The organism is Thermaerobacter composti, from assembly GCF_033582035.1.
Lineage (GTDB): Bacteria > Bacillota > Sulfobacillia > Thermaerobacterales > Thermaerobacteraceae > Thermaerobacter > Thermaerobacter composti.
The window spans coordinates 238,972-251,290 of record NZ_CP132508.1 but is presented as its reverse complement, the minus strand read 5'-3'; the positions used below and the strand labels follow the sequence as shown (position 1 = coordinate 251,290).

Below are 12,319 nucleotides of genomic sequence, written 5' to 3'. Positions count from 1 at the left end.
GAAGCCTCCGCACATGCGACCGGAATCCCCCGCGCCGCTGCTGGAAGTGGACGACCTCTGGAAGCGCTACCCGGGCGGCCCGCAGGCCTTGGCGGGCGTGGGTCTTCGCGTCTTGCCCGGGGAGCGGGTGATCCTCCTCGGCCGCAACGGCGCCGGCAAGACCACGCTGATCCGCTGCGTGCTGGGTCTGGTCGTGCCCGATGCCGGCCGGGTGCGGGTGGCCGGCGTGGACGTGGGACGGCACCCGGAGGCGGCCCGCCGGCTGGTGGGCGTGGTGTTCGAGGAAGCGGACAACAGCTATGCCTACCTGACCGTCCTGGAGAATGTATGCTACTTCGGCCTGCTCAACGGCTGGGCGGCGGCGCGCGCTCGCGGCGAGGCCCTGCGGCGGCTCGCCCAGGTGGGCTTGACGGACCGCGCCGCCGACCTGGCCCAGGCGCTCTCCCGGGGCCTCCGCCAGAAGCTCGCCCTGGCCGTGGCGCTGACCAAGGACGCACCCCTGCTGCTCCTCGACGAACCCACGCTGGGCCTGGACATCGAAGCCCAGCACGCCCTGCGCCGGTTCCTCAGGGACGACATGCCGGCCGACCGCGGGCTGCTCATCGCCACCCACGACGCGGCCTTCGCCTACGCCGTGGGCACGCGGTTCGTGATCCTGCACGGCGGGCGGATCGTCTGGGAGGGGACGCGGGACACCGTCCAGGGTCCGGCGGCATTGGAGTCGCGATTCCTCGACGCGGTCCGGCGGGCCGTCCCGGCGCCGCGCGACGTCGGCCGAACCCCCGTGCCCACCCGCGTACCCCGGGGAGCCCCCCCGTCCAGCCCACCGCACGGCGGCGGGCGACCCGGCCTGGCGGAGCCGCCGTGCCCGGCCGCGCCGCCCCCGCCGGCCCGGCCCACGACGCTCGCGACGGCGTCGCCGACCCCCGGTCTCGGCCACGTCCTGCGAGCGGCGCTCCTCAAGAAGACCGCCGAGTACCGTCGCTACTGGTTGGACTTCGCGGTCGGCCTGGCGATCAAGTGCATCTTCTTCCTGGGGGCGCTGTTCGCGGTCCCGGATGCGCCGCCCCGCGAGACGGCGCTCCGGGTCGTGGGCTTCGGCCTCTGGTACCTGTGGGCCCACGTCCTGGCCAAGCTGGGCAACCTGGTCCTGGAAGAGGCCTACCAGGGAACCGCCGAGCAGGTGCTGGTGACGCGCTCCCGACCCGTGCTCCTCCTGGCGGGGACGATCGCGGCCGAGGGCCTCTTCTCGGCGATCTGGGTGGCGTCGTTCCTGGTGGTGGCCGCCGCGTTGATCGGTCCAACCGACCTTGCCCGGGGCATGCAGGGCCTCCTCGGGCCGGCCCTCCTCCTGGTGCCGGCGGGCATGGCCGGCATGGTCGGCATGGGGTTGGCGGCGCTGGGGCTGTCCCTGCGCTTCAAACAGGTGGGGTCCCTCACCGAGGTGCTGCTGTACTACCTGCTGGTCTTCTCGGGCTTCTTCCTGCCCCCGGGCGCGATGCCGGCGGTGCTGGAGGGGCTCAACGGGCTCTCGCCCTTGGCCCGGGTGGTCGACGGCATCCGGGCCAGCTGGCATGGTGCCTCCCCCTGGCTCGCGGGAGCGGGGGCGTGGGCCGTGGCGGTGGCCTGGATCGTCGTCGGTGCCTGGGTGCTGCGGACCCAGTGGGCGTGGGCGCGCCGGGCGGGACGGGTGGGCAGCCCGGTCTGAGGTCTTCATTCGCGCCGCCTCCTCCCTTCGTCCGGCGTGGCCCGGTCGATTCCGACGCGCACGCTTGCACGGCGGTTCGATGCGTTGCCGGGTGCGCCGCACGAGGTGCACGAGGACGGAGGGACGGCGCAACGCCCTGCAGCGCGGAGCGTCACGCCATCCGTCACGCCATCATGCCATACAGGAGTCGACGCAGGGGGCACGGTAACCTTCCAGGTAGCAGGCAGCTGGCATGGGGGATCCCCCGTGTCAGCGATGGAGGCGATGCCGTTGTCCCGTCCCTTGGAGCGTCCTCCCGTCGGCGAGGTCGTCGCGGTGTTCCTGCGGCTCGGCGTCCTCGCCTTCGGCGGGCCTGCCGCCCACATCGCCATGATGCAGGACGAGCTGGTGCGCCGCCGGCGGTGGCTCGACGAGCGGCGCTTCCTGGACCTCTTGAGCATCACCCACCTGATCCCAGGGCCCAACTCCACCGAGCTCGCCATGCACCTGGGCATGGAGCGGGCCGGGTGGCGGGGGTGGCTGGCGGCGGGGGCGTGCTTCATCCTGCCCGCTGCCGCGATGGTCGGGGTGCTGGCACACCTCTACGTGGTCTACGGCAGGACGCCGGTGGCGACGCGCTTCCTGGAAGGCGTGCTGCCGGTGATCCTGGCCATCGTGGTCCACGCCCTCTGGGGGCTGGGACGGACGGTGTTCCGGTGGCCGGCACCAGGCACCACCCGCCGCCCCGGCATCGGCAGCCTCGCCGCCCGCGGCGCACTGGCGGCGATGGCCCTCGCCGGGTACCTGGCGGGGGTGCACGAACTCGTGCTGCTCCTGGCCGCCGCGGTGGTCTGGGGCGGCGGGGCTGCCCTCAGCCGCCGACCGCGCGGGCGGGGCCGCCCGCTGGGGCGCGGTCCCCTGGGCATGATGGCCGGCGCCGCAGGACTGGGCCCCGCCACCGGAAGCGGGGACCTCGCGGTGCTCGATCCCCACGGCCCGGCCCTCGGAGCTGCAGGGGGTGCCGCGGCCGCCGCCAGCGCCCAGGGCGGAGGCGGGCTGCCGGGCGGGACGGCCATGATCGGCGGGGCCGGGCAGGCAGGCGGGGCCGGCCCCGGGGGGAGGGCCGGCGCAGCGGGCGTGGCGGCCGCCGCCGCGCTGGCGGCCGCCACGCCCGCCGTGCCCTTCAGCCTGACGACCCTCTTCCTGACCTTCCTCAAGATCGGCTCCGTGCTCTACGGCAGCGGCTACGTGCTCCTCGCCTTCCTGCGGCGGGACTTCGTCGAGCGCCTGGGCTGGCTCACCGACCGCCAGCTGCTGGACGCCGTCGCCGCCGGCCAGTTCACGCCGGGGCCGGTGTTCACCACCGCCACGTTCGTGGGCTACCTCACTGGTGGGCTGGCTGGGGCCGCCGTCGCCACGGCCGGCATCTTCCTGCCGTCCTTCCTCTTCGTCGCCGCCATCCGGCCGCTGGCCGAGCGGCTGCGCCGCTCGCCGGTGCTCTCCGCCGCCCTCGACGGGCTCAACGTGGTCTCCCTGGCCCTGATGGCGGGCGTCACCTGGCAGCTGGCGCGCCAGGCGATGTCGGAACTGTGGACGGCGGGGCTCTTCGGCGTGGCGCTGATCACCCTCGGACGAACCCGGCTGAACTCGGCCTGGCTCATCGTCGCCGGCGCGGCCGTCGGCCTGCTGTTGCCCCGGTAGCCGACGGTCGCCGCATGTCCCCTCCCCTCCCCAGCGGCCCTGGTGGCGACCATCGCCGGGGCGGCGCCGCAGGCCAAGGGGCGACGGCGGTCTTTTGGTGGTGGGGCCGGGCGGCAGCTGGCCGCCCGGCCCCACCATCTGGACCCCACCACCGCGCGTCGTCGGCGACGAACAGGGGCGGCGCCCCGCAGGCCGCCGCCCCGGGCCCGGGCCGCTGGCCCCGTCGCCGGCCTTCGCGAACCGGCTACTCCACCGTGACGCTCTTCGCCAGGTTGCGCGGCTTGTCGACGTCGGTCCCCTTGGCCACGGCGGCGTAGTAGGCCAGCAACTGCAGCGGCACCGCCGCCACCACCGGCATCAGCATCGGGTGCACCACCGGCAGCTTGATGGTCTGGCGCGCATACCGGTCCACGCCCAGCAGGTCCTGGCGTACCACCGCGTAGACCGCGGCGCCCCGCGCCCGGACCTCTTCGATGTTGCTGATCATCTTCTCGCGCAGGGCGGGTTGGGTGACCAGGGCGACCACCGGCGTGTCCTGTTCGATCAGCGCCAGGGTGCCGTGCTTCAGCTCGCCGGCGGCGTACGCCTCGGCGTGGATGTACGAGATCTCCTTGAGCTTGAGCTGGCCTTCGAGGGCGGTGAAGTAGTCCAGGCCCCGGCCGATGAAGAAGGCGTCGCGCCAGCCGCCGGCCTGCTCCCCGATGCGCCGGACCGCCGCCTCCGTCTCCAGGGCGGCCTCCACCGCGCTCGGCAGCTGCCGCAGGCTCTCCAGCAGGTTCTTCCGTCCCAGGGGCCCGGTGAACCCGGTCAGCTCGGCCAGGTGGACGGCCAGTAGGGTCAGGGCCACCAGCTGGGTGGTGTACGCCTTGGTCGACGCCACCGCGATCTCGGGTCCCGCCCAGGTGTAGACCACGTCGTCCGCCTCGCGGGCCACCGAGCTGCCCACCACGTTGGTGATGGCCAAGACGCGGGCTCCGCGACGGCGAGCCTCCCGCAGGGCGGCCAGCGTGTCGGCCGTCTCCCCGGACTGGCTGATGGCGACGAACAGGGTCCGCTCGTCGACCAGCGGCTCCCGATACCGGAACTCCGACGCGATCTCCGTCCAAGCCGGGATGCCGGCCAGCCGCTCGATCAGCCGCCCGCCGACCAGGCCGGCATGGTAGGCGGTGCCGCAGGCCACCAGGTAGACGGCCCGCAGCTGGCGCACCCACTCCGGGTCGAACCGGACGGCGTCGAGCACCACACCCTCCCCCGACCGGTGGATGCGGCCGGCCAGGGTGTCGCGAACGGCCCGCGGCTGCTCGTGGATCTCCTTCAGCATGAAGTGCGGGTAGCCGCCGCGCTCCGCCTGGCCGGGATCCCAGGTGACGGTCATCGGCTGGCGCGCCACCGGCGTGCCGTCGAGCCGCATCAGCTGCACCCCGTCGCGGGTCAGGACGGCCATCTCGCCCTCCTCGAGGGGGATCACGCGGCGGGTGTGGGGCAGGAGGGCGGGGATGTCCGACGCCAGGAAGTTCTCCCCCTCACCCAGGCCGACGATCAGCGGCGAGGCCTGCTTGACGGCGACGATCTTCCCCGGCTCGCGCCGGCTCATCACCGCCAGGGCATAGGCGCCCTCGAGCCGCGCCGCCGCCCGCTGGACCGTGCGCACCAGGTCGCCGTCGTACAGCTCCTCCAGCAGGTGCGCCACCACCTCGGTATCCGTCTCCGAGGCGAAGCGGTGGCCGCGGGCGGCCAGTTCGTCCCGGAGCTCGGCGTAGTTCTCGATGATCCCGTTGTGGACCACCACGAAGGCGCCCGTGCAGTCGGCATGGGGATGGGCGTTGGCATCGGACGGCCGCCCGTGGGTCGCCCAGCGGGTGTGCCCGATGCCGGCGGTCCCCCGCAGCGGCCGCTGGCTGACCAGCTCCTCCAGGCCGTCGATGCGGCCCACCCGCTTGCGCACGTCGACGGTTCCGTCGTATCCCACGGCGATGCCCGCCGAGTCGTAGCCGCGGTATTCCAGGGCGCGCAGGCCGCCGATCAAGATGGGCACGGCCTGTTTGGATCCGACGTAGCCGACGATCCCGCACACGGTTCCTTCCCCTCCCGAAAGTCCATGGGATCCCCAAGGTCCAAGGGAGCTCCCTCGGGCCCATGGAGGCTTGCCGCAGCCCACGGGCCCATCCGCGCCCCTGGCGAGCTGGCCCTGGCGGACCCGCGCCCGGCCGAGCCCCGCCGGCCGCGGGGGCCGGGCTACGCCCCCCGCAGCCGCGGGCCCGCCCCACGGGACGGCCAAGGGGGCCCGCACAATGGGGCGACCGAGCGGCCCGCCCCCCGGGGCAGCCCGGGGAGCAGCCAGGGGCGCGGGGCGCGACGCCCCACCTCGCCGTCCCCCGTGGCGCTCACCGACGCCCCGGTCGGGTCGCGGGCACGCCGATGCCCCCCGGCGCGCAGCGTCCTCTCGCGGGCGCCGGCCGCATCGAACCGTCGCCCGGCGCAGCGCATCGACCGCAAAGCGCCGTGCCGCCTGGCTCGCCGGCGCCCAGCCAGCCCTCCGGCGAGGGCCGCCAGCCACCGGCCGGGGCGACGGACGGGGTGCCCGGAGCGCCCATGGGTCGCGAACGCCCCCCGGGCGCCCATGGGTTGCGAACCCAATGGTTGGTGGAACGGATGCGTGTGGAACGGCTGCGAAACGGATGTCGGGGTCCACGGGTGGTGGGGCCGACGGGCCCCCTTGATGACGGGGGCGACGGACCCCTCGACGACCCCTGGAGGCACCGAGGTCGCGGCGGGACGCGTGGACGCGTGGCCCGCGGTCCCATCGGGGGATGCCGCGCGGGAGGTACCTTCCGGGGAGGCTCACTCCCCGGAGCCCCTGGAGCTCGTCGCGTCGTCCCCAGGAGACCCGTGGCCCACCGCGGGAAGGGGAGGGGTTCAGGCCACCTGGCCCGTGTTGTCCCCGGGATCGCTCCCGGGATTTGCCGGGCCGCTCTCGGTCGTGGCCGACCGCCGGGCGATCCGCCGAACCCTCGATGCGCCCGGTCCTCGTCAACTCGCCGGCAGGGGCCGACGAGCCCTGGCGCTAGCAAGCCACTCGGCCGCTTTCCGTACCCTCGCTGAACCCGCTCCGTCCCGGCCACGAAGCCGCTCCTCGCGCAAGGCGCGGCTCGGGACCGCCTCCCTTCCCCGCTCGGTCGGCGGCGATGGATCGGCACCGCGCGCCGACCACCGTTCCCGCCGTCCCGCGTGCCCCGCTGCTCACCCCCTCCCGCCGGCTGGGGACGCCCAGAGCAACCCGTCCGGCACCGATCCGGCCCCGCTCGCGAGGCCACCGGTCCAGCCCCGCCCGGCTTCGCCGACCGGGGGTCGTGGCACCGGCCCCGCGGGGTCGCAGGCACCCCATTCTATGCCCCGGGGCCGGTCTCATGTCAATCGGTTCCGGATCCCAAGGCCCGGCGGATGGCACCGGCGACGGATTCTGCCAGCTCGCGCACCAGCGCCTCGTCGTCCCCCTCCACCATGACGCGGATCAGCGGCTCGGTGCCCGACGCCCGCACCAGGACGCGGCCGGCCTCGCCCAGTCGCTGCCGGGCGGCCGCGATGGCCGCCTGGATGGCGGGTTCGTCCTCCCAGCCCTCGCGGCGCTTCACGGGAACGTTGAGCAACACCTGGGGCACCGGCTGGACCACCGACGCCAGTTGCGAGAGGGGTTGGCCGGTGCGCACCATGACCGACGCCAGGACGAGGCCCGTCAGGATGCCGTCGCCCGTCACGGCATGGCGCCGCAGGATGATGTGACCCGACTGCTCGCCGCCCAGGGCGTAGCCGCCCTGCTCCATGGCCTCGAACACGTGGCGATCGCCCACCCGGGTGCGCACCAGGCGCAGCCCCGCCGCCTTGAGCGCCCGCTCGAGGCCCAGGTTGCTCATCACGGTCGCCACCACCGTGCGATCGGGCAGCTCGCCGCGGCGCGCCATGTCCAGGGCGAGCACCGCCAGGATGGCGTCGCCATCGACGACGCGGCCGCGTTCGTCCACAGCGATCACCCGGTCCGCGTCGCCGTCGAAGGCCAGCCCCAGGTCGGCGCCCTCCCGGCGCACCGCCTCGGCCAGGGCCTGGGGCGCCGTGGATCCGCAGCCGACGTTGATGTTGGTGCCGTCGGGGGCGGCGTGGATCACCGTCACCCGCGCGCCCACCGCCCGCCAGACGGCCGGGGCCCAGGGCGTCGCCGCCCCGTGGGCGCAGTCCAGCACCACGTGCAGGCCCTCGAGGCCCGGCCCGGCGGCGCGGCGCAGGTGCTCGAGGTAGCGCCGACCGGCATCGGGGGCCTCTTCCCGGCGCCCCACGGCTCCGCCCACCGGAGGGACGAACGCGGCCGCCCCGGCCTCGGCACCCGTGGCGCCGGCGGCATCGGCACCGCCGGCGGCCGGGCTGCCGAGCGCCCCCGACGGGCCGCCCTGGCCGCCCCGGAGCACCGCGTCCTCCACGGCCTCTTCCAGCTCGTCGGGGAGCTTCCGCCCCTGGGGGTCGAAGAACTTGATGCCGTTGTACTCCGGCGGGTTGTGGCTGGCCGAGATCACCGCCCCCCCGGTGGCCCCCAGCGCCGTCGTCAGGTACGAGACGCCGGGCGTGGTCATCACCCCCAGGGGGACGACGGTGGCGCCGGCGGACATCAAGCCGGCCGCCAGGGCGGCCTCCAGCATCTCGCCCGACGCGCGGGTGTCCCGGCCGACGACCACCCGCGGCCGCACCCCCCACCGACCGGCCAGGACCTGCCCAGCCGCCCGCCCCAGGGCGAGGGCCAGTTCTGCCGTCAGGTCCGCGTTGGCGACGCCCCGAACGCCGTCCGTACCGAACAGCCGTGTCATGCCGCCCCTCCCATCCGCGTGGTCTCGACACCCGCTGGCCCCGGGGCCGGGCCCCGGGTCACCGCCCTCGCCGCACGGCCGGTTCGTCCGGTGGGCTAGCCGGCCCCGCCACCTTCGCCCGCGCCCTCCATCGCACCGTCCCCGCCGTCGGGCCCGCCGGCCGCGCCGCCGACGTCCCGCACGGGCCGGATCTCGATGGTCACCCGCACCGTTCTCGGCCCGTCGTCCAGCACCACCCCCTCGGGCGGTGCCAGGGCCACCTCCCGGGTCACGGTGCGGCTCAGGCCGCCGATGTCGATGGCCTCGGTCTGCAGGAACTCCAGCCCCTCCAGGACCCGCCGGTCGCGAGCCCGCACCGCCAGCTCCGCGGGTTCGATGGTGATGTTGCCGATCTCGTACCCCGGGGCGGGCTCCCCCTCCAGCCGCGCCTGGACCGGCACCGTCTTGCGCGGCATGTACACCACCGGCACCGTCACCTGCACCGTGAGCGGCTCCAGCACCAGGGCCTGGGGGTAGGCGGGCTCGATGGGCTGGCCGGCGGCATCGACCGGCACCAGGGTGACGGAGTGGGCGATGGTGCTCTGGATGCCGCTCACCGGCACCGTCGCCACCACCCGCGCCACCCGGCGGACCAGGCTCCGGGCGCCGGCGACCGTCACCTGGTCGACGGAAAGCGCCGGGTTGTCGATCACATAGTCCGGCGCGGGCTCGCCGTTCAGCTGGAGCTCGACGGGCACCGTCTTCTCCATGCGCGGCTCGATGCGCACCGTGACCTGCTGGGGGCTCACCCGCACCACCCGCAGGCGCCCCCGCGACGGGATCACGGTCACCGGGCGCGTCGCCTCGCCCGGGCCGAGGCCGCCGAGGTCCACCGTCACCCGCGCATCCCGGGGGCCGAGATCCTCGAGGAACTCCGGCGGGCCGCTGAAGGTGACGTCGACCACGTGGGGCTCCAGGGAGAGGACCGCCAGCCCCGGGTCCAACCCCTCGGGGATCACCTCCACGTCGTACACCGTACGGGCCTGCTCCGGGTTCTGGCTGCTCATCACCCCGAACCAGAGGATCACCGCCAGGACCACCGACAGGATCTTCAACCGCGTCTCGCTCTCGAACAGCCGCTCCATCAGGACGACCCCCGCATCCACGGCAGCAGCGCCGGGGCCTCGTCGGCCGCCAGCAGCGACGTCAAGAGCTCCTTGAGGGTGGCGTCGTCCAGGTTGCGGATGAGCTTGCCGCCGTGGGCCAGCGAGACCCGTCCCGTCTCCTCGGACACCACCACGGCGACGGCATCGGAGTGCTCGCTGATCCCCAGCGCCGCCCGATGCCGGCTCCCCAGTTCCGGACCGGGCCCGGCCTCCTCGGTGAGGGGGAGGAAGGCGCCGGCGGCCATGACGCGATTGCCGCGGATGATGACGGCCCCGTCGTGCAGGGGCGTGTTGGGGATGAACACGTTGACCAGGAAGGGGGCCGAGACGATGCCGTCGATGATGATCCCCGTCTCGATGATCTCGTTGAGCCCCGTCTCCCGCTCGATGACGATGATCGCCCCGACCTTGTTGCGCGACAGCTGCTCGACGGCCCGGACGACCTCCTCGATCATGCGGGCCACGTCCTGCTGGGGCAGGGCGAAGAGCGGGCGGGCGAAGAAGCGGCCGCGACCCAGCTGTTCCAGGGCCCGGCGGAGCTCCGGCTGGAACACGATGGGCAGCGCCACGATCAGCGCCAGCTGGGCCTGGCGCAACAGCCAGTGGATGGTGTCCAGCCGCAGCCAGCCGCTCACGCTGGTGAAGACCACCAGCACCAGGATGCCGCTGAGGATGGGGACGGCCCGCGTGCCGCGGATCAACAGGAAGAACCGGTAGAACAGGTACGCGACGAGGGCGATGTCCACCAGGGAGATCAGCCAGTCGACCCAGGTCATGGTGAAGAGGAACGCGGGCAGCGGCACCTCGGGCCTCCCTCCCGGGACTGCCGCCTGGGCGGCAGCAGGCTCGCACCCCGGCCGGATCCGCCGGCACCGGCTCGACGCCGTCCCGGCGTGGCTGGATCCGGCCGCCCCACGATCTGGCGCCCCCTGGCCCGGGCCGGGTCGCCGGCCGCCCGGCCGGCGACCCCTCAGCCGGTGGCCGGCTCCGGCCGGATGTAGTACGCCAGGCTCTGCAGCTCCAGCGTCAGGTCCACGTTCTGCACCACCACGCCGGGCGGCACCTGGAGGCTGACCGGGGCGAAGTTGAGGATCGCGGTCACCCCCGCCTCCACCAGCCGGCGCGCCACCTCCTGCGCCGCCGCGGCGGGCACCGCGATGACGGCCAGCTTGATCCCGGCCTCGCGGATCACCGCCTCCATGGCCTCGGCGGGCTGGATCACCAGCCCTTCGATCTCCTGGCCGATGCGGCCCGGATCGCTGTCGAAGACGGCGACGATGCGCACGTCCCGGTGCCGCGTGCGGTTGTAGCGGACCAGGGCCGTGCCCAGGTGGCCCGCCCCCACCAGGGCGATGGGCACCTCGCGGTCCAGGCCCAGGATGTGCCGCAACCGGTCCACCAGGACGTCGCAGCGGTAGCCGACGCCCCGGGTGCCGAAGGCGCCGAAGTAGGCCAGATCCTTGCGGATCTGCTCGGACGAGTATCCCGTGCGGGCGGCCAGGTCGGCGGAGGAGACGATCTCGTGATCCTCGGCGCGCAGCTCTTCCAGGGCCCGGAGATAGACGGGCAACCGGCGGATGGCGACGTCGGGCACCCGTGCCGGCGCCGGTGCCGCGGCCACCCGGCTGTCGTCGTTCGCTTCGGAGGGGACCGCGGAGCCCGGCGCCCCATCCGGCTCGCCGTAGGGCCCCGGCTCGCCGCCGGGCCCGGGCGACCGGCCGGTCCGCTGCGGGTCCCCTGGATCCGGCACCCTCGCCGCCATGCTCGCCTCCCGTCGACCCCCATGGCAACCGGCCCGGGCGCCGACCCGGTCCTCGGCCTCCGGGCGCGGCGCCGGCCGCGGCCGCGACGGCGCGCCGTCCGTTGCCGTCAGCTGCTGCGCTCCAACACGAAGCGGCCCAGGGCCCGCAGGTAGGGCTCCATGGGGGCGCCGGCCAGTTCGTCCAGGGCCTCCAGCGCGCCGTGGACGAACTCCGCGGCCCGCCGGCGGGCGTAGGCGATGCCCCCGGTCGCCTCCACCCACTCCCGCACCCGCTCCACCGTGGCGTCATCCACCCGGCGGGCGGCCAGCCGTTCCAGCAGCCAGGGCTGCGGGTCCCGATCCAGGGCGAAGAGCACGGGCAGCGTCAACACGCCGCTGCGCAGGTCGGTTCCCCGCGGCTTGCCCAGCTGCTCGGGGTTGCCCGTCAGGTCCAGGATGTCGTCGATCACCTGGAACCCCATGCCGATCCCGTAGCCGTAGCGCCGCAGGGCCTCCACCTGGCGGTCGGTGGCACCGCCCATCAGCGCGCCCATCAGGCAGCAGTGGCTGATGAAGTGGGCCGTCTTCTTGTAGATCCGGCGGTAGTAGCCCTCTTCCCCGCTGGTGGGGTCGAACAGCTGCGCCTGCTGCTCGATCTCCCCGGTGGACATCTCGTAGACCGCCTCGGCCATCACCCGGACCACGCGGTTGTCGCCGTCGGCGGCGAGCAGGGAGAAGGCGCGCGCGAACAGGAAGTCACCCGTCAGCACCGCGGTCCCCGTGCCCCAGCGCACGTTGACCGTCGGCAAGCCCCGGCGCTCGGTGGCACCGTCGACGATGTCGTCGTGGACCAGGGTCGCCATGTGGATGAGCTCCACGGCCGCCGCCACGGGGAGCAGCCGCTCCCGGTCGTAGTGGAAGTTGCGCGCCGCCAGGAGCAAGAGGGCGGGCCGCAGCCGCTTGCCGCCGCCACGTTGCAGGTAGGTGGCCAGCTCGACGATGTGGGGATCAGGACCGTCCAGGGCTCGCCGGATCGCCGCCTCGACCCCGGCCAGCTCGTCGCGGATGGGTTCGAAGACCGCCCCCGTCGAGACGGTCACCGACGTCTGTCCTTCGCCAGCCATGCACCTTCCCCCGGCGCACCCGCGGCGCCTGCGGCGCTCCCCGGGGCAACAGGATTCCGTGGACACGCGGG

Annotated in this window: 8 protein-coding genes; 2 read left to right on the top strand and 6 right to left on the bottom strand. The window is 74.4% G+C overall.

The annotated features are described in order from the left end of the window. Window positions 1-13: 13 nt before the first annotated feature. The gene (locus Q5761_RS01045) at window positions 14-1,708 is read left to right on the top strand and encodes an ABC transporter ATP-binding protein/permease (RefSeq protein WP_135224772.1); all 1,695 of its coding nucleotides are present in this window, start codon (window positions 14-16) and stop codon (window positions 1,706-1,708) included. Between the two features lie 270 nt (window positions 1,709-1,978). Beyond that, window positions 1,979-3,388 (top strand): chromate transporter, encoded by a 1,410-nt coding sequence (locus Q5761_RS01040; protein WP_243123744.1) that lies wholly within the window; start codon window positions 1,979-1,981, stop codon window positions 3,386-3,388. 244 nt (window positions 3,389-3,632) lie between these two features. Here the strand turns inward: Q5761_RS01040 and glmS are convergent, their stop codons facing one another. From glmS to Q5761_RS01010, 6 genes are all read right to left on the bottom strand, one after another. Then, on the bottom strand, window positions 3,633-5,462 hold the full coding sequence (gene glmS / locus Q5761_RS01035) for a glutamine--fructose-6-phosphate transaminase (isomerizing) (RefSeq protein WP_318750848.1): 1,830 nt from the start codon (window positions 5,460-5,462) through the stop codon (window positions 3,633-3,635). A 1,336-nt stretch (window positions 5,463-6,798) separates the two neighbouring features. Then, complete coding sequence (locus Q5761_RS01030) at window positions 6,799-8,238, bottom strand: phosphoglucosamine mutase (RefSeq protein ID WP_318750847.1); 1,440 nt, start codon at window positions 8,236-8,238, stop codon at window positions 6,799-6,801. A 95-nt stretch (window positions 8,239-8,333) separates the two neighbouring features. Further along, window positions 8,334-9,362 (bottom strand): YbbR-like domain-containing protein, encoded by a 1,029-nt coding sequence (locus Q5761_RS01025; RefSeq protein ID WP_135224769.1) that lies wholly within the window; start codon window positions 9,360-9,362, stop codon window positions 8,334-8,336. Further along, on the bottom strand, window positions 9,362-10,186 hold the full coding sequence (gene cdaA, locus Q5761_RS01020) for a diadenylate cyclase CdaA (protein WP_135224768.1): 825 nt from the start codon (window positions 10,184-10,186) through the stop codon (window positions 9,362-9,364). Before cdaA ends, Q5761_RS01025 begins: the two co-directional genes overlap by 1 nt. A 167-nt stretch (window positions 10,187-10,353) precedes the next feature. Continuing rightward, entirely contained in the window at window positions 10,354-11,145 is a 792-nt protein-coding gene (locus Q5761_RS01015) for a redox-sensing transcriptional repressor Rex (protein WP_318750846.1), read from the bottom strand. A 107-nt stretch (window positions 11,146-11,252) separates the two neighbouring features. Beyond that, window positions 11,253-12,248, bottom strand: coding sequence for a polyprenyl synthetase family protein (locus Q5761_RS01010; protein ID WP_135224766.1), 996 nt, complete (start codon window positions 12,246-12,248; stop codon window positions 11,253-11,255). Between the last annotated feature and the right edge of the window lie 71 nt (window positions 12,249-12,319).

Coding starts and splice junctions, on each gene's coding strand:
- Q5761_RS01045 (WP_135224772.1), top strand. CDS start 14: ATGCGACCGGAATCCCCCGCGCCGCTGCTGGAAGTGGACGACCTCTGG.
- Q5761_RS01030 (WP_318750847.1), bottom strand. CDS start 8,238: ATGACACGGCTGTTCGGTACGGACGGCGTTCGGGGCGTCGCCAACGCG.
- Q5761_RS01025 (WP_135224769.1), bottom strand. CDS start 9,362: ATGGAGCGGCTGTTCGAGAGCGAGACGCGGTTGAAGATCCTGTCGGTG.
- Q5761_RS01015 (WP_318750846.1), bottom strand. CDS start 11,145: ATGGCGGCGAGGGTGCCGGATCCAGGGGACCCGCAGCGGACCGGCCGG.
- Q5761_RS01010 (WP_135224766.1), bottom strand. CDS start 12,248: ATGGCTGGCGAAGGACAGACGTCGGTGACCGTCTCGACGGGGGCGGTC.